Below are 18,320 nucleotides of genomic sequence, written 5' to 3' on the forward strand. Positions count from 1 at the left end.
TCTGTATGTGAACGATAAGATAGAGTGGTCTGAACATATGTGTCCTGGACACAAAACAAAGCAACCACAACGATAATTTCTGCGTATGAGAAGGATACGGATTACGATACACAACCTATTAGGAGGACCACATATGGATTCACGCGAAACATTGGACCACGAACTTGAACAGATTTTGAAATGGGAGAAACAACAGAAAGACTTATTTATTTGGGATAAAATCGGGCGTTTGCCCTTTGCGATGTTGGATAAAGTGATGCCTAAAGCACTGAAACAGAAGATCGGAGATTCCCTGAACGATGTGGGTCAGTATGTGCAGAATGGAGGCAAGTTCCTCGTACAAAAGAAAAAAGTAGCCAAGCTGCTGCAAGAGGAAGCCGAGAGGTCCGGTTATTCCATGATGGATACGACCTATCGTCTGGAACAGGATGCTGAAGCTGAGGGCACAGCCAAAATTCATAGTGTACAGAATCTGCCACTTCAAGTGCTTGATCAGGTGGCCGATAACATTACCGAGAGTCGAACGAAGTTTGCCGCGGCTCAGGGAGCAGCTACAGGTTTTGGTGGCATTGTAACCATTGCAGCAGATATTCCGATGGTTATGGGGCTTTCCTTGAAGGTACTGCAGGAGATGGCACTATGTTACGGGTATGATCCGGATGAACCGCTGGAGCGCATCTTTATTGTCAAATGTCTGCAATTCTCTTCCGCTGATATTGTAGGCAAGAAAGCGATTATTGAAGAACTGGCAGCATACGACGATCCGGACAAGCCCATTGAAGTGGTATCGCAGATGCAGGGCTGGCGGGAAGTGTTTAACTCCTACAGTGAATCCTTTGGTTGGAAGAAACTGTTCCAACTCGTGCCTATTGCCGGCATGGTCTTTGGTTCAGTGAGCAACAAAAATACAATTCGAGATGTAGCCGAAGCAGGTAAAATGCTGTACAAAAAACGGCTGATCCTTCAGCGTTTGAAGTAATATTACAGAAGAAGTTATATTATAGAAGAATATTTATATTGAAAGAGTTGAATTTGGTATGTTAAACAAACAGGGTTTCTATGATCTTTTAGATCGAAATAATATCGTTTACGAAAGTATTGAACATCCCGCAGTATACACGATGGAGGAAATATTCTCTTATCAGATTCCGCATACAGAACGTATCGTTAAAAATCTGTTTCTGCGTGATGACAAGAAGCGCAACTATTATCTGGTGACGATTGCTGGGACGAAGTCCGTTGATTTGAGAAGTTTAAGCGAAAAGATACCTAGCCGCAAATTAAGTTTTGCCAGTGAAAAGGATTTGTTGGAATTCCTCAGATTGGAAAAGGGCCATGTAAATCCAATGGGAGTGTTTAATAACATACAGAAAAACGTGACCGTAGTTTTTGACAAGGATCTAGTCGGTCAGAAAATCGGAATTCATCCGATGGAAAATACGGCGACGGTATTTCTTGAATTTGAAGATGTGAAGGAACTGATTACAGCTCATGGCAGCAGCGTTATCATGTGTGACGTTGAATAATACGTTTGAAGCTAAATACGAGAAAAACATATATAACAAAAAAAAGGTTCCTGCCGTTCTGTATATACAGAGATGGCGGGAACCTTTTTGTTATGGTTGAACTTTTTATTCATACTGTAAATGCAGGTGACTAAAGTGAAATCTAACAAATTCAGCAGACGTTATTTGGCGATACTTCACTAATCCCGATTTCTAAAGAATCTCAGACACGTTATTTCTACATTTAAACGCACATTCCAAGGTTTTTGGCCTTTTTCTCGGGAATAGCGTTGCTCAGATTCTTTAGATTGCGAAACCAGCAGTATTCGTTCAAATAAGAGCTGTCAGGTTCGTTAGCGCTAGATAACGTCTTATAAGGGCGATGCTGCCACGTAAGGATTGGATCTAATATAGAATAAAAAATGGACACCTGTTGATGTATTTTTTACTCTTCACTACCGTTTTCTTTTGCCCAGATATTCAGCAATTTATCGGATGGAAGCAAGAACGTGAAGATCCCGAGCAGGGGCAGGAAGCTGCACATCTGCATTACGGGTGATACACCGAAAACATCAATCCAATTGCCCAGCACGAGTGCACCCAGGCCTCCCATACCAAATGCTAGACCAGTAATTAGACCAGAAACTGTTCCGATTTTGCCTGGAATCAGCATTTGTGCGTACACAACCGTAACCGAGAAGCTGGATAACATGATAAAACCAATAATGGTTAGCAGTACACCTGTCCAGAACAGATTCGCATAGGGTAACAACAGAGCCAGCGGAGCAGCTCCAGCCATGGACAGGAAGATCAGGTTACGTTTGCCGAATCGATCTGCCAGTGGGCCTCCGAAGAACGTACCAAGTGCTCCAGCAGCCAGGAACAAGAAGATATAGATCTGCGCGTCCTCTGTTGACAATCCGAAAGTATCTTTCAGATTAAACGCATAGAAGCTGCCGATGGAAGCGATATACCAGGAACGAACAAAGACAAGCAAGATTAATATCGTAATGGCGGCAGTAATCTTTTTGCGTAAAGCAGGATTGGGTGCACGACGGGCAGCAGCCTGTCTGCGCAGGTATCCTCCTGATTGCAGCATGCGTCCATACCAACGGGCTATATAGATCTGAACTGCAATCCCCATGGCAGCAATGCCTGTAAATCCAATGGCACCAAACAGTCCAAACGGGATAAAGATCCAGCGTGTAAGCAATGGGGCAAGGGATTGCCCAGCGTTACCACCAACCTGGAAGATGGACTGTGCCAGTCCACGGCGTTGACCAGCAGCCATGTGTGATACACGCGAACCTTCCGGATGGAAAGCAGCGGAACCCAGACCGACAAAGATAACGGAAATCAGGACAGCCATATAACTGTCGGCGAAGGCCAACAGCAACATGCCGGTAAATGTAAAACCCATGCCAATGGGCAGAATGGACGGCGTCGGTTTTTTATCAGCAAACCAGCCTACGACAGGCTGCATAATGGAAGCGGTAAAGTTGATAGCAAATGAGATCCATCCGATTTGAGTATACGTGAGATGCATAGAGTCTTTCAGAATCGGAAAAATGGCGGGAATGACCGACTGGATTGAATCATTGAACAGATGAACCAGACTGATTGCAATGAGTATCCGGTATACGGTGCTTTGGGCATCCAATCCGGGTGGGTTTTTCGAACGCGCTGTGGCGTCCTTGGTTAATGAGGTTTGTGTAGACATGTACAATTCTCCTTTGGTCGCGGTCACGAGGGATCAGCGCCTGATGTTGTATTCTATGCGTGTAAGCATATTGTTACATAATAGGATAGATTGATTGGACCGACAAGGGGAACAAGGGAAAACGTTGATGAATTCAACACTATTTCTGAGGTGTTTATTAATAGCATTACATTTACAAAAGAAACGTATTGCTTTAGCATCTACTGTAAGAAAATCCATATTTATGTGTAAGAAGGATAGAGGAGGGATGGATATAAAATCCTTATCACCTTATGAATCCGCCAAACGCGAGCTGGTAATGACCATTTTATATATGGCTGTCATAACGTTTCAGGCTATCTATGTTGCACCGAAATCTCTATCTGCTGCTATCGTCATCTTTATCATTTTTCAATCGATTGGTGTTTTGATGTTGAGACATTACGTCAAAAAAGTCAGAGAACTAAAGGACGATCAAGCCAATTGAACGTCAGTTGAATCGAGGATTTAGAAGAAAGCTGAACTTCGTATAAAAATCGTATAAACTGTAAAAAAACAAAAGCCGAACTTCTTCAGATGGAAGAGTTCGGCTTTTGCTTTTATTTTCGGAATCCATTAACGATTATCAATCGTCTCCGGATACATATCATGATTCATCATGCGGTGCTCGGCCATCTGCTCGTACTTCGTTCCTGGCTTACCATAGTTCGTATACGGGTCAATGGAAATGCCGCCGCGCGGTGTGAATTTGCCCCATACTTCAATGTAGCGCGGGTCCATCAGCTTGATCAGGTCGTTCATGATGATATTTACACAATCCTCGTGAAAATCACCATGGTTGCGGAAGCTGAACAGGTACAGCTTAAGTGATTTACTCTCGACCATTTTGATATCAGGAATGTAACTGATATAGATCGTCGCAAAGTCCGGCTGACCCGTAATCGGGCACAGGCTGGTGAACTCTGGGCAGTTGAATTTTACAAAATAATCGCGGTACGGATGTTTGTTATCAAAGCTCTCCAGGATGCCCGGATCATATTCAAACGTATATTTAACGTTCTGGTTGCCCAGCAACGTCACATCTTGCATCTCATCAGGTTGTCTCATCGGTTATTAAACGCTCCTTGTTTCCGCCAAAGCCCAAAGCCTCGCGGTATATATGAATAGGCCATTTGCCTGTTTAATTCTCTTCATTGTCTGAGGACCTTTCGCCCTCATCCTTACATCATGCCGCCCATTCCACCCACACTGCCCATCAGACGCCGCGTTTGTTGCCCCATACCAACGTATGAAGCTGTGGAAGCACACGAACGTCATTCAGGTCATCGGAGGCACTGACTTGGTCGATCAGCCACTCATAACGAGCAAGCAGTGAGGACGCCAGCTCTGGCGTATCGGCGGAAGTCACATCCGGGTTCCCGGTTTGTAAAAATAAATCCGTGCCCGGATACCGCGCATGCACACGGCGGGCATAGTCCAGGTCAGTCTCATCGAAGATCACGATCTTCAGACTATAGCTTCTTTCTACCGGGCCAGCGGCCAGCCGTTCGATCAGATCATCCAGCACGGCCCAATCGGTGTCCATGCCGGAGCTGGGTGGCTTGGGCGAGACGGTGACTTCGTCAATGTCCGCCAGCCAAGGCTGCCAGCGGGAGCCCTGCGTCTCCACCGCGGTGCGGATGCCGTTCTCCCGCAGCAGGGCAACCAACCCGCCCAGCGAAGCGAGCAGGGCGGGATTGCCGCCGGAGATGGTGACATGGGAGAAACGCGTGCCGCCAACGCGGCGCAATTCTTCCCATACATCCTCTGGCGTAATCATTCGAATCTGGTCCTTGCCACTGCCGTCCCAGGTAAAGGCCGAGTCGCACCAGGAGCAGCGATAATCGCAGCCCGCGGTGCGAACAAACATCGTTTTTTGCCCGATGACCATGCCTTCGCCTTGAACTGTCGGACCAAAAATCTCCATCACAGGGATACGCGCCTCTTGGTTGCGTTCGCGCGACTGTCTCTGTTCTACAATACTACTCATCGATCATCCACTCCCGTCTCGCTTCCGCGTAACTGGTTGGTGTCTCGAAGAGTCGGACAAACTCCGTCCGACCACCATCGGTCAGCCCGGCATAGGGCTCCGTCTGGAGCGCATGTTCCATCTGTTCGAACAGCCATACGACCATATTTTCAGCCGTTGTATTCATTAAAGGAAGTGTCTCGTTGAGGTACTGATGATCCAGATAGCCCTCAATCTGAGTTTTCCATATATCTTTGATATGTCCAAAATCAACTGTCAGCCCGGTTTCACCCGGATAACCGCTGATGCCAAAAATAACTTTATACGTATGACCGTGCAGGTTTTTGCACTTGCCTTCATAACAATGCAGGTGATGTGCTGCGTCAAAGGTGAATTCTTTGCTTACAAGCACACGTTTGCGGTGATAGCGCAGCTGGGTGGGTAGAATATCTTCTCCGATGCGTTGCAGATGCTCTACAATACGGAATGTTCCGGGTTCTCTCATCGTACATCCACTCCCGCAGATTCAGCTGCACGTTGCTGTACATAGCGATCCAGTCCGGCTTTGCGCAGTTTGCAAGCAGGGCATTCTCCGCATCCATCGCCGATCACGCCGTTATAACAGGTCAGGGTACGCTCGCGGACATAATCAAAGGCACCGAGATCATCGGCCATCTTCCATGTTTGGGCTTTGTCCAGCCACATGAGTGGGGTATGAATGACAAATGGGTAGTCCATCGACAGATTAAGTGTCACATTCATCGATTTCACAAATGAATCCCGGCAATCCGGGTATCCGCTGAAATCCGTCTCACATACACCTGTAACCAGGTGACGTGCTCCTTTTTGCTTTGCCATAATGGCCGCAAAACTGAGGAACAGCAGATTTCGTCCATCTACAAATGTACTTGGCAGCTCGCCTTCTTCATGTGTAATCTCTACATCCGTGCGAGTGAGGGCATTCGGGGCAAGCTGGTTTAACAGGCTCATATCCAGTACCGTTTGCTGTACACGCAGATCACGAGCGATCTCGGCTGCACATTCAATCTCCAGCTTGTGGCGCTGGCCGTAATCAAACGTAACGACCTCGACTTCGGCAAACTGTTGTTTGGCCCAGAACAGACACGTGGTACTATCCTGACCGCCGCTGAATACTACGACTGCTTTTTCTTCGTTCAACATAAAAAAACCTCTCTATCTTCTTGAGATCAAACCATGCACGTAGGCATAGAGTGTCGGAAGAACAGAGAAGTTCATGAACTGGCATCCATCAAAAAACACACTTTCTCGATAACCGCTTCAAAAAAGCAGGTAAGAGTAAGTGTCCTTAGTTTTTTACGTACCTGATTGCATAGTGACCGCAACGTGTACGCAAGACTTATACTGACCATCACATGGTCAAGTCTTATAGAGGGAGTTCGCGAACCTCTCCCATGCCACAGGCATGGATTTTCTTCTTTAATTGTCTGAACCATTATAACATGAAACCGTGTGGTGACCACCCCACTGGAGCATAGTGGCAGCTAATCGGTCGGCTCCATCAACTAACAGCTTATTTGATCAGTTTATTTGATCAATACATTGCCAAAAGGAATCACTTCTTTCAAAATTCGTTTGAACAGTCCCTCATCGTTAAGATCCTGTTCCAAGCGGTGATTCTCACGTCCAGCCTGAAAGAGTACAGATCCATGTCCTGTCATCTTCCAATGATAATTCATATGCTGACTGGCAAGGTTGTTACCATATACGGTGAGTTCCAGATGTGCATTTTCGGGATAGGCAATAATGCTGCCAGCATCCACATAAAGCGGCGCTGTTGGGTGAAGTTCCTGTTGACAGACCTGGCCTTGAGTGAGCAATCCGATTTTGCCTTTGCCGGAAAATTTCATTTTCACTGCATCACGGGTGATCAGCATGTTTTTGATTTTCTGAATTTTGGTATGCATGGTTACACCATCAGAGTAGAAGAACAGGTGGCGGAAGTCATAGAGCAGATCACTGTCCTCCGTGAGCTCCACTTCCTTCATCGTGAATCCGGGAGGCAGGGCAGCCACAAATTGGCAAGGTCCGGTGATTTCGGATTTAATCAGCTTTTTTTTGCGATATATGCCCGTGATATTCATGAATTTATCATTGCGACTCCCACTTGGACCGCGGAAGGCCACAATTTGCTGCGGATGCAAAATATGAAGGCGGTCATCTTTAATGAGTGAAAATGTGACGACTTGTCCTGCTCCGCCTGCTTCAGCATTGTTCAGGTGTATGTTCATGCAGTTGCTCCTGTTCTTTTATACTCGGCCCGAACGGCGACGCATTCCCCAGCGCATCACACGAATCAGAACAAAGTAACCCAATATGAGAGAAACGACAGTGATGATCGTCGTCTGAATTCGTTTGGTGGTAGCTGCTTTGGCATTCTGGTCGTCCTGTAATTTACTTACCATTTCAGTGAGTTTCTGGTTCTGAGCCAGCAGTTGTTCGTTCTGGGTCTTAAATGCTTCGACATTGGCCTGGGCTTGTCCCAACTGAGCGGACGTTTGATTTAGTTGCTCCATCGTTTGCTTATAACTTTCCTGCAGAGCGTTCACTTCTCCGGGAAGTTCGGAGACTCGCTCCCATCCGCTGTATATATCCGTAAAAATATTGGCACTGGCTGCACTTACTGTTGAAGCGATCGAAACGGTAAATAGAATGCATGTGGTGAATAACACCCGAATGAAATAACCCTGAATGGATTTTGGCATCGTTAACACCTCTTTCTTCGGTTAGATAGATCAATCGCCGAATTCGTCGTCTATTGTTGAAATACGGCTCTTACATTATACGTCAAAACCGGGACGATGGGTTCAAGATGATATCGTTTTATTACCCGAAATATTTAAAATTATTTAGGAACAGGGCTGTTTAACTTACAAATCTGTGGGGTAATAGAACGATAGGCAAGCACACCGGACCGTTTTACAGATCTTTTACTTCAGTTCCGGGTGCATGCTATTCACAAATGCGCAATTTAATGAACGATACCAATATATCCGATTGAATATAAGATCGTGAACATGAAGGAGTAGAAACATATGTACACAACAGATCAGAACACATCAACCAAAACAATCATGATCACTGTGAATGGAGAGCCAGTAGGGCGTAAGCTGGTCATTGACAGTGTCACCTATGCACCGGTAAACGAAGCAGATGGTGTACAATATTTACACAAAATGGGAATCGATCATCCTACTGTTTAATTTGGGACTTGTCATAGATAAGTGATTGATAAGCTTGGCCTAGTGCCAGGCTTTTTCGTCGTTTATTGTCGTATTGAGACGGATTTAGGGATATAAAACTAATATATTGGAAAAATTTAATGAGAACATGTGTTCCGTGACAATATAGTGTCCATTCACCCTGATAACTTAGAAGATAATACATATAAATCGGGGGAGAGACTACCAGTGAACTCAGTCTTTGAAGTATCTTATTCGTGGAATAAAGAGGCCATACCGACAGGGGGAGCCGACCCCGTATATATGATGGTAGAGTGGCGTAACGGTGCCCCTGCCAAAAGACTTAGGAAAATAGCACCCAAAATTGTATCAAGAGATTTGGAACTTTTGCTCAAACCGGAATATGGAGTGCAGCTAAAAGGCATCTATGGATGTCGTTCCAAAGAAACGGATATTGGCTGGTTATTGAGGCTTGGGGATATGTACAAGGGAGAAAGTAAACAAATTTTGCTTGAATTCGTCATGGGACCCCGTGTATCAGGAAAAGCTGCCGTATGTTCAGCCTACTGGAGCACAAGGAAGTTGAAGCAAAGTCAACGTGTATTGTTACGAAGAGAACAGTTGTATATTCAGTACACCAGTCATCTGGGTATGTTGCGCCAGCCGGAAGATCCCAAGGTGGAGAAGACGATCAAATTAAGTGAAACCGTGCCCCTGATCAAACAAGCCCTGCGCGCCTACGAAAGAGGCCGGGTTCAGGAGGGAAGTAATATGTTGCGTCGCCATGCTGATGCGTTGTTAATTGAAGCTGCACGGAAGCAAGATCTGGACTATTACGCGGAAGCCGAGATCGTTGAAAAGCTGCGTTATCACTACGGGATCACCTTTACAACAGGATATCATGATCGTGAAAAAAAGATATTAGGGGAATAGGGTTGATTTCAGATGGTAACGGTATAGAGAGAGTCTACATATTTGAAGGTGAAGTTTAGGAGAAGGTCGAATGTATGTATCAATATCATATTAAACAATGGATGGAGTTGTATCAAATTTATTGAAACAACATCGTGGAGGGTCCGGCAAAATGACAGACCGACTAATCCGATTAATGCGCATTATCACACTGGTGCAGGCCAAGCCGGGCATACTGGCACGTGAGCTCGCCCAGCGATGCGAGACGACGGAAAGGACGATATACCGCGACATGGAGGCCCTCAGTGCAATGCATATCCCGATCGCCAATATGGGACACGGACAAGGGTACATGTTTATCAGCCAATTTGCCATGTATCCGCTAAATTGGTCTGATGAAGAAGCCCAAGCTTTCATGCATCTTGCTGAAGTTATGGAGAATATTCGTCCTTTGCTGAAACCTGCTTTTGAGAGCGCTTATGAGAAAGTGGTTGCTTCGAGTCAGAAAAACAAAACAGAACGAGTGGAATGGTCGGAGCAAATTAGTGGATTGTTCAAAGCGGGATTGCCCGCATGGCAAAATGAAAACAACGATTCGCAGAATCAATCCATGATTACCCTGCTTCAGGCTGGCATTTCACAGAACACCATTGAAGGGGAGTATCTGTCTCAAGGTAAAAAAGGGATCGTACGTATAGATCCTTACTGTCTTATCCCTCGTGAATACAGATTTGAGCTGTTAGGGTATTGTCACCTGTCGGAGAAACTTCGAATATTTCAGGTGAGCCGGCTGCAAAAGATACGGATATTGCCACGCACGTTTCGCAAAGAGGATTATCTGATGCAATCGCACTTCCGCATTCCTTGGGCATACGAGGGAAGTACGGAGTGGACTGCGTTCAAAATTCGATTTGCACCCCATGCTGTGGAGCGTGTGATGCAGGAGCAATTTTTTATGCGACCCATCCTAACCATTGAACCGGAAGGTAGCCTGTTATTTGAAGCCATATTAAGTGATGTTGACGAATTTCTCGTATGGATATCTAAATATGGACCTGATGCGGAAATTCTCGAACCTGAGATCTGCCGCATCAAGATGAAAGAACGCCTAAACTATTGGCAACAAATGTACAATAAAAGTTGAGATTAGAATGCCATCCATCCTAAGCCAAGACACGATTAAGTACTGTGCTGTGGACGGTTACTCTTTGGTTTTGAAAAGGCTTGCCAGATTGCCAAATGGAGATTCTTTTTCTTCATCTTCTGTGGAGCTGGAATAGACAACCTTGGAAGTAATGCCCTCATCATCGGCTGCACAGTTATTTTCCAGAGTGAAACGGTCAAATTGATGCATAAACACCTTGGCTGTATTGATGGCATCATCCAAAGCACGGTGCTGGGTACCATCAAATTCAATTCCGCAGATTTCAAGAGCCTGAGCGAGTCCGAGTTGACGGAACTTACCTTCTTTACGAACGGTGCGGGACCATTGTTGCTGGAGGTCGTTATGATTGGTGATCCAGGCCACATCAAGTTGATGGGTGCGACAATGAGAGATCAGTTTGCTGCGGTCATCGGGTCCCCAGGAACACATGTAATAGGGGTCACTTCCCATCCAGGCAATGAATTGGTTTAATGCTGCCGGAAAAAGAGGCGCTGCATCAATATCTTTCTGCGTGATACCTGTAAATTGAATTGTGTCAGTGGACAGAACAGACTTATTGGAAGGACGAACATACGTATGGAACGTATCCGTTACAACCAATCCATCCGCACTTTCCGTAACTTTGACGGCACCGATATCAATAATTTCAGAAGAATAGCGAGTATTGCGGCTTACCGTGAATTCAAGATCATATATGATATATGGCATAGGACAAGCTCCTTTATCAATTAATACCTGTGATAGATTTCTATTTCTCTATATTACAGGGAACGTGCTGCCATGTCAGCCATCGCTAGAGAATTCATTGTAGTCAGGATGAACGGACAGTCTGAGTGTTTAATGATCTTTCTGATGCATTTCCGGTTTTGGTAAGTCTTTACTTCACAAAAAGTGGTCGTTATAATGAGGAAAGTTAGGGACTTTCCTATATTTTGTTTGTATCTATGGCAACATAAAAGTAGAACTTTCCGTCTTATTATCAAAACTTCCTAACACCGTTTGAAGTGTTGGGGAGTTTTTTATTATTTATGGCATACTCATGTAGGAAAGGAGAAAAAGTTAGTCGGTTGTTGGTATAACATAGGAAAACTACTTCACGAGTTAGTATTATTGAATTTAAAGTACATATGGAGGTTTGTTTCTTTGATTAGTAGAAAATTGAAAATAACAGCAATTACAGCTAGTGTGTTTATTGTTTTAATGAGCGCTGCATATGGTGCATTCTATATTTGGAACAAAAATTATAAATTTAATAATAATTATGTATGGCAGCCTTTGGAGGACGTGAAATCTACACTAAACCTGAAAGATTCCTATAACGTTATTGTAGCTGGAACGGATCCGGAAGGTATTACCGCTGCCTTATCAGCTGCTCGTAATGGGATGCGTGTATTGCTGGTGGAAGCAAGAGATCGCAACATGTTGGGAGGATTGTTGACCGAGGGAGGCCTTAATACGCTGGATCTAAATTATTCCCCTGAACAACCGCAGTTATTGAGTAGTTTACGGCAGCCTGACTTTTTGAACAAAGGCATTTTCCAGGAATGGTTTGACCAGATCGAGGGTAGTTCATTTGATACCAATACAGCGGCTAACATTTTCTATCGGATGGTTCGTTCTGAACCTAATATTGACCTGTTGATGAATGCTAAGGAATTAGTTCCACTTACTGAACAATCTACGGGAGATCACACGACAATAACGGGTATGAGTATAACTAAAGAAGATGGAACAACTGTTCAGATCTCAACCCGCTCCATCATTGATGCGACGCAAGATGCGGATATTGCAGCCGCTGCAGGAGTTCCATATTCCATAGGCAGACAAGATATTGGAGATGGTAAATCCAAAATGGTCTCTACGCTTGTATTCAAGCTAAGCGGTGTTACTGATGAGGTATGGCAAAAGTTTAGGGAAAGAGAGGGAACCGGGGTTGATAAGATGAGTGCTTGGGGGTACGGTGATGCTAGAAAATATGAATCCTCCAATCCACAACATATTAAGATTCGCAGTCTGAATATCGGAAGACAAAATGATGATACAATCTTGATTAATACGATGCAAATCTTTGGGGTAGATCCGTTAGATCCGATATCTGTGAAAAAAGGTCTGGAAATCGGGCGTAAGGAAGCCCCGCTAATTGTTGATTTTCTGAAGAAAAATTATGATGAATTTGCAGGGCTACAATATGCTGGAACAGCGAACGAACTTTATGTGAGGGAGTCACGTCATATCTATGGCGAGTACCGATTAACATTAGCTGATGTCATGGAAAATCGTGATCATTGGGATGCCATTGGATACGGTTCATACGATATTGATATTCAGAGCACAAGTGTTGGAAATCCCGGCACGATTATGTTAAGTCCAATTCAATATGGTGTACCCTTTCGCTCGCTTGTACCGCTAAAGGTTGATGGTTTGCTCGTCGTTGGACGTGCAGCAAGTTATGATACAATCCCACACGGTAGTGCAAGAGTTGTCCCACTGGGAATGGCAGAGGGGGAAGCAGCAGGAGCGGCGGTCAAGCTGGCATATATCCATAAGGAGTCCTTCCGCGAACTCTCAACTTCCGAAGAGCGAGCATCTGAACTACGTAAGATGCTGGAGAATCAGGGGATGGATCTGAAAGTACATCGTTTCGAACAGCCTGATTATATGGAACATAAGGATTACAAGGGATTGCTGGCTGCAGCGAGTATGTATATGACTTCAGGCAATTATAATAACGATGGTTGGGAACTGGATAAAGGAATGAATCCAGAACGATTTTTAAGTAAATTGAAAAGAATGCAAGCGATGTTTCCAGAAGCCTACTCAGGCAGTGCCGACCAAGCTCTAGCAAATATGGAGAATGCCGTAACCCTACCTTTAACATTGGATCATGCTGCGTATATGTTATGTCTGGCAATGGGATCTTCAGAAACGGAAACTTCACTTGAACAGGCACTTGCTCAATTACAAACGCAAAACTTTATAAGTGCCGACACGCTTGCTGGCATTGCTGACAAGAACAATCTTACCAATGGGGATGCGTTTATGCTCATTCGTGATGTAGTGGAGTATTATTCTGGAGTTGTATTCGACTAATTGGTTGACAATTACTTGTAAATGAACTAATGTGGTCAAAAATGATAACAGCGTTATAACGAGGACATGATTGTGCAAGCCAGCTTCAACAGAGAGGGAACAGTGTGGTGCAAGGTTCCTGTAGCTGCTTCATAAATTCCTACCTCGCGAGCTGCGGAAGAGAATGCCCATACAGGGTTGCAACCTCCGCCGGCAGGGCCCGTTATGCCCCGTAGGACTGCATGTTACAGATCGCATAGGTTGCGAACGGATTAATTTGCAGTTAAATAAGGGTGGTACCACGACACATTCGTCCCTTGACGGATGTGTCTTTTTGCTGTTTATGCGCCGTATTTGATAACAAAAAGGAAGATTAGGAGTGTGTTATGATGCGTCAAAGTGAAATGCTTGTCCCAACATTACGTGAAGCGCCAGCGGAGGCAGATGCGGCGGGACATCGCTGGTTACTACGTTCCGGTATGATTCGCCAACTTGCTGCGGGAATTTACAGTTACCTGCCCCTTGGACGGCGTATATTGTTAAATGTTGAACGAATCGTTCGTGAAGAGATGGATCGTGCGGGATGTCAGGAAGTGTTGCTGCCAATTATGCAGCCTGCGGAGTTGTGGGAAGAATCCGGAAGATACACACAGTATGGTCCCGAATTGATGCGTCTGAAGGATCGTCATGCACGGGAATTTGCTCTTGGACCAACACATGAGGAAGTCGTAACCGCTTTAGCGCGGGACGAGGTGAGTTCGTATCGTAAGCTGCCATTCACCCTGTACCAGATCGGAACCAAGTTCCGGGATGAACGCCGTCCTCGATTTGGATTGCTGCGTGGACGTGAGTTCATCATGAAGGATGCGTACTCTTTTGCTTCGGACTGGGAAGAGCTTGATCGGACTTATCAGGCGATGAACACAGCGTACAGTCGCATTCTGGAGCGTTGTGGTCTGGACTATATCCGTGTTGAGGCTGACGCAGGAACGATTGGCGGTCAAGGAGAAACACACGAGTTCATGGCTCTTGCTGATGTGGGTGAGGACACAATTGTAACCTGCAAACATTGTGGATATGCTGCAAATCTGGAGAAAGCGGATTATCAGACTTCAGGAGATATGGAGAAAAAAGAAGGAAGCTTGGAAGTTCCAGCCGACTTTGCGAGTTCAGACTCAATTCAAACGGATGAACATTCAGGAGCGGAAAATGTAGTACGCATCTCCACACCTGGCGTTCGTACGATCGCAGAGTTAAGTTCCTTTGTGGGCAAAGGTGCTGAACATATGATCAAAACGCTGCTTTATGTGGCGGATGGTCAGCTCGTCGCTGCGCTTGTGCGTGGAGATCATGAATTGAATGACATCGCATTAAAGCAGGTGTTGGGGGCAGAGGAACTGATCCTTGCAGACGATGCAGCCATTGCCGCACATCCAAATCTGAAGGTAGGATTCCTGGGTCCGATTGGACTAAATCTGCCGATGGTAGTGGACGCTGACGTAGCAGTGATGAAGAGTGCAATTACAGGAGCCAATGAAGTGGATGTGCATGTTTCCGGCGTACGCCCAGGCATTGATTTTGCATTGGAGCGAGTAGAACGAATTCGCTTTGCCGCTGAAGGGGATGCTTGTCCAACATGTGGATCACCGCTTGTGTTTACCAAAGGTATTGAGGTTGGACACATTTTCAAACTGGGAACAAAATATAGTGATGCCATGGGCGCTTCATTCCTGGATCGTAATGGTCGGCAGTGTGCGCCAGTCATGGGATGTTACGGCATTGGCGTATCCCGCCTGATGGCCGCAATAGCTGAGCAGTATGCAGGAGATGATGGCATAAGATGGCCTGCCGCTGTTGCGCCTTATGATGTGCATCTGATTACAGTAAGTTGGAAGGATGAGCAGCAGCGTCAGCTCACCCTCGAACTGGAACAACAATTAATCGATGGCGGTTTCACCGTATTGGTTGATGACCGGGATGAACGTCCGGGTGTGAAATTCAAGGATGCAGAGCTGATCGGATTGCCTGTGCAGATCGTTATTGGCCGAGGAGCAGCAGAAGGACAGGTCGAACTGGGATCACACGCACTTGCAGCATCAGGTGAATCGAAACGAATCGCTTTGACCGCACAGGAGGCTGTGCTTTATGTGAAGGAACAACTCACTTCCTAAATTCAGGGGATTTTCTAATTATATGAGTTCATATAATAGTACCGAATATGATGCGGTAGATGATTTTGATTGCTGAAATACCAATGAGAGCATGAAAAAGAGGGCTATAGGCATGCAATTTGGTAGGATTTTATGAGTGATATCATACGAAATAACTATATTTGGACATATGTATTTAGTATACAAATGATTTTATGATTAAGGATTTGAAGATGATTATACGCAGGTGGATTTATGTGCAAGTATGCAATGTTGAGAAGACAGAGATGTCGAAATTAAATGTACAATAAGCGCATGAATACGGTAATTCCGGAGAGTTTTTATATAGTTCGGTGTCGAAGGCACATGATAAAGTTGGTCCGTAATGGCCAAGCTGGGATTTATTTTTGCCTCAGATGATTGTCAGGATCAGCAGGATATGTCCACAGGAAATGTTCAAGTATCTGATGTGGATTGATGTTTAAGAAAGGAGATACAAAAGGGTGTCCCCTTAACCAGTAATCTGGCCTGAGGGACACCCTTTTTGTTGTGACAAGATATATTCGTTATGTTGTTGCGCCTTATAAGCGATCATGCCTATATGCACTTTGCTTTGCTGAGCTTAAGAAGCTGCAGGCAATTTCAATTGTTGACCTGGATAAATCCAGTGTGGATTTTTGATATTGTTCAGCTTTTGCAATGCCTGCCAAGTTGTGCCGTATTGTTTGGAGATAGAGTACAGGGAATCTCCGGATTTCACAACATGCAGTTTGGCTGGAGCTGGTTTGCTTGGTGTTGGTTTAGACGGTTTTTCCGGTTTTGGTGTTTCTGGTTTTGGCTTGGTTGGAGCTGGTGTTTCTGTTGCAGGAGTTTCCGGCTCTACTGCAGGTTTTACCGCTTCACTGATCCGACCATCTGTTTTGATGTCTACAGCGCCAAGCTTCTGCATGTAATTGATCAATGCTTCGTCCAGCGCGCCATACATACCCGTAGTTGGATATTTGGCAAACATGGTGTATTCGTCACCACCAACAGCTGTGAAATCATTGGTTGCCAGTGTATACGTTGCTTCCGGATCAAGGGCTTTATCACCCACGGTTACGGAATGTACACGGTTACCTTCTGCAGCGGAAGTGTCGATTTTGAACTTGATACCAGATACTTGCGGGAATCCACCGCTTGGTTCGGGGTAGGAACCTACACCGACTTCAAGGGCAGCCAGAATATCGGACCCTTTCACTTCAAGGGTTACCACTTGATTACCAAAAGGAAGCACTGTGATGATATCACCTTTGGTTACAATACCTTTTTCGATGGAAGCACGGATACCACCACCGTTAGTCAATGCGATATCGGCTTTGCTGACATCACGAATGGCATCTGCAAGCAGGTCACCCAGATTAGTTTCTCCTGCACGTACCTGTTCACGTTTACCATCCAGCAGAATAGCTGTATTGGCTACTTCTTCTTTCAAAATAGGTTCTTGTTCTTTTTGAATGGAGTTTACGAGAGTTGCAACCTTCTCATTTGGTTTGATGTCTTTTGCTTCAGTTTCATCAATTAATGTTGCTTGTTTCTTCGTTACTTTACCACCGTCTACCCACAGATCGATGACACCGACGTAGTTAGTGTATTCTCCTGCGCTTGCAATCAATGTTCCGTTATCGGATACAAGGCCATCTTGCAGTACAGTGTGGCTGTGACCATCGATGAATACATCGATGCCAGGAACTTCTTTAACAACTTTAAAGCTAGTATCGGTACTGGACGCATCTTGTCCAAGGTGTCCCAGAACAACAACAACATCTACTTTGCTGCGGATTTCGTTCACCAGAACTTTAGCTTCCGCAGATGGATCTGTAATATCAAGACCTTCTACGTTTTTTGGATTCGTTTTGTACAACGTTTCCGGTGTAGTCAAAGCGATGATACCAATCTTCACGCCATCGACTTCTTTAATGAGATAAGGATCGAAGAGACGTGTTCCGTCTTTTTTCTTCACATTGGCACTCAGCATGGGGAAGTTCATCATGTCCGCCAGTTCGATCAGACGATCTGAACCGTAGTTGAATTCGTGGTTACCCGGTACGATGGCTTGGTATCCCATTTCATTCATGACTTTCACGATGCTCTCACCATTCACAAGAGTGGCAAATGTTGTACCATGCACAGCATCTCCAGCATCGAGCAAGAGTGTGTTAGGGTTTTCGCTACGATATTTGTCAGCGATTCCAGCTACTTTGGCAAAACCCATAGCAGGTGAAGATTCAACTGCACGGGCATGCGTATCATTCGTATGTAGAATGGTAATGTGTTTACCTGTGCCCGGAGTGGTATCCGTTGCAGCTGCGGCAATACCTACACTGCCAAACAGCAAACAGACCGTTAGCAGAAGTGAAACGTAATTCTTCCAGATTTTCATATGAATCCGAAACCTCCCAAAATAATAATCTACTTGAGCGTTTACATAGCTCACGTAGTATTTTAACAGACTATTATTAGGAAATCTCGCGAATTACGTAAAAATACGTAACCTGAAAGTGACATGTAAATCTGCTGTTGGAAAATATAATCTTCGGAAAGAACGTATG

General features: G+C 45.0%; 17 protein-coding genes. 8 read left to right on the top strand and 9 right to left on the bottom strand.

What is annotated here, in order from left to right:
* The first annotated feature begins 133 nt into the window (after nucleotides 1–133).
* Both NZ043_RS15410 and NZ043_RS15415 read left to right on the top strand, forming a co-directional pair.
* Entirely contained in the window at nucleotides 134–979 is an 846-nt protein-coding gene (locus tag NZ043_RS15410; RefSeq protein WP_339312562.1) for an EcsC family protein, read from the top strand.
* A gap of 58 nt (nucleotides 980–1,037) precedes the next feature.
* On the top strand, nucleotides 1,038–1,526 hold the full coding sequence (locus tag NZ043_RS15415) for a prolyl-tRNA synthetase associated domain-containing protein (protein WP_249911584.1): 489 nt from the start codon (nucleotides 1,038–1,040) through the stop codon (nucleotides 1,524–1,526).
* 424 nt (nucleotides 1,527–1,950) lie between these two features.
* Here the strand turns inward: NZ043_RS15415 and NZ043_RS15420 are convergent, their stop codons facing one another.
* On the bottom strand, nucleotides 1,951–3,225 hold the full coding sequence (locus NZ043_RS15420) for an MFS transporter (protein WP_176872761.1): 1,275 nt from the start codon (nucleotides 3,223–3,225) through the stop codon (nucleotides 1,951–1,953).
* A gap of 247 nt (nucleotides 3,226–3,472) precedes the next feature.
* On the opposite strand from NZ043_RS15420, the gene NZ043_RS15425 reads away from it, so the two are divergent.
* Nucleotides 3,473–3,691, top strand: a complete 219-nt coding sequence (locus NZ043_RS15425) for a hypothetical protein (protein WP_339312565.1) — start codon at nucleotides 3,473–3,475, stop codon at nucleotides 3,689–3,691.
* Nucleotides 3,692–3,819: 128 nt separating this feature from the next.
* On the opposite strand, the gene queF is transcribed toward NZ043_RS15425, so the two are convergent.
* From queF to NZ043_RS15455, 6 genes are all read right to left on the bottom strand, one after another.
* Nucleotides 3,820–4,311 carry a preQ(1) synthase gene (gene queF, locus NZ043_RS15430; RefSeq protein ID WP_076209554.1) on the bottom strand — a complete coding sequence of 164 codons (492 nt, stop codon included), beginning with the start codon at nucleotides 4,309–4,311 and terminating at the stop codon, nucleotides 3,820–3,822.
* A gap of 148 nt (nucleotides 4,312–4,459) precedes the next feature.
* Nucleotides 4,460–5,233 (bottom strand): 7-carboxy-7-deazaguanine synthase QueE, encoded by a 774-nt coding sequence (gene queE / locus NZ043_RS15435; protein WP_339312567.1) that lies wholly within the window; start codon nucleotides 5,231–5,233, stop codon nucleotides 4,460–4,462.
* Nucleotides 5,226–5,717 (bottom strand): 6-carboxytetrahydropterin synthase QueD, encoded by a 492-nt coding sequence (queD, locus tag NZ043_RS15440; RefSeq protein WP_036611465.1) that lies wholly within the window; start codon nucleotides 5,715–5,717, stop codon nucleotides 5,226–5,228. The genes queE and queD overlap by 8 nt, the downstream gene beginning before the upstream one ends.
* Complete coding sequence (gene queC, locus NZ043_RS15445; protein ID WP_091035125.1) at nucleotides 5,714–6,391, bottom strand: 7-cyano-7-deazaguanine synthase QueC; 678 nt, start codon at nucleotides 6,389–6,391, stop codon at nucleotides 5,714–5,716. The genes queD and queC overlap by 4 nt, the downstream gene beginning before the upstream one ends.
* 386 nt (nucleotides 6,392–6,777) lie before the next feature.
* Nucleotides 6,778–7,482 (bottom strand): AIM24 family protein, encoded by a 705-nt coding sequence (locus NZ043_RS15450; RefSeq protein WP_036668803.1) that lies wholly within the window; start codon nucleotides 7,480–7,482, stop codon nucleotides 6,778–6,780.
* A gap of 18 nt (nucleotides 7,483–7,500) precedes the next feature.
* Nucleotides 7,501–7,956 carry a hypothetical protein gene (locus NZ043_RS15455; protein ID WP_036611459.1) on the bottom strand — a complete coding sequence of 152 codons (456 nt, stop codon included), beginning with the start codon at nucleotides 7,954–7,956 and terminating at the stop codon, nucleotides 7,501–7,503.
* Nucleotides 7,957–8,286: 330 nt separating this feature from the next.
* On the opposite strand from NZ043_RS15455, the gene NZ043_RS15460 reads away from it, so the two are divergent.
* The 3 genes from NZ043_RS15460 to NZ043_RS15470 all read left to right on the top strand — a co-directional run bounded on the left by NZ043_RS15460 (nucleotide 8,287) and on the right by NZ043_RS15470 (nucleotide 10,489).
* Nucleotides 8,287–8,454 (top strand): hypothetical protein, encoded by a 168-nt coding sequence (locus NZ043_RS15460; RefSeq protein WP_017690196.1) that lies wholly within the window; start codon nucleotides 8,287–8,289, stop codon nucleotides 8,452–8,454.
* Nucleotides 8,455–8,661: 207 nt separating this feature from the next.
* Complete coding sequence (locus tag NZ043_RS15465) at nucleotides 8,662–9,366, top strand: hypothetical protein (RefSeq protein WP_091033957.1); 705 nt, start codon at nucleotides 8,662–8,664, stop codon at nucleotides 9,364–9,366.
* Between the two features lie 151 nt (nucleotides 9,367–9,517).
* Nucleotides 9,518–10,489, top strand: a complete 972-nt coding sequence (locus tag NZ043_RS15470; RefSeq protein ID WP_165980359.1) for a WYL domain-containing protein — start codon at nucleotides 9,518–9,520, stop codon at nucleotides 10,487–10,489.
* A gap of 57 nt (nucleotides 10,490–10,546) precedes the next feature.
* Here NZ043_RS15470 and NZ043_RS15475 read toward each other — a convergent pair whose 3' ends face one another.
* On the bottom strand, nucleotides 10,547–11,218 hold the full coding sequence (locus tag NZ043_RS15475; protein WP_017690193.1) for a 3'-5' exonuclease: 672 nt from the start codon (nucleotides 11,216–11,218) through the stop codon (nucleotides 10,547–10,549).
* A 435-nt stretch (nucleotides 11,219–11,653) separates the two neighbouring features.
* Between NZ043_RS15475 and NZ043_RS15480 the strand changes: the two genes are divergently transcribed.
* Together NZ043_RS15480 and NZ043_RS15485 are read left to right on the top strand one after the other, a co-directional pair.
* On the top strand, nucleotides 11,654–13,600 hold the full coding sequence (locus NZ043_RS15480) for an FAD-dependent oxidoreductase (RefSeq protein ID WP_339312569.1): 1,947 nt from the start codon (nucleotides 11,654–11,656) through the stop codon (nucleotides 13,598–13,600).
* 368 nt (nucleotides 13,601–13,968) lie between these two features.
* Entirely contained in the window at nucleotides 13,969–15,750 is a 1,782-nt protein-coding gene (locus NZ043_RS15485) for a proline--tRNA ligase (RefSeq protein ID WP_339312768.1), read from the top strand.
* A gap of 601 nt (nucleotides 15,751–16,351) precedes the next feature.
* Here NZ043_RS15485 and NZ043_RS15490 read toward each other — a convergent pair.
* Nucleotides 16,352–18,151: a 5'-nucleotidase C-terminal domain-containing protein gene (locus tag NZ043_RS15490; RefSeq protein WP_339312571.1), complete on the bottom strand. Its 1,800-nt coding sequence runs from the start codon at nucleotides 18,149–18,151 to the stop codon at nucleotides 16,352–16,354.
* Between the last annotated feature and the right edge of the window lie 169 nt (nucleotides 18,152–18,320).

The sequence above is a fragment of the Paenibacillus sp. FSL k6-2145 genome (genome assembly GCF_037976585.1).
Lineage (GTDB): Bacteria > Bacillota > Bacilli > Paenibacillales > Paenibacillaceae > Paenibacillus.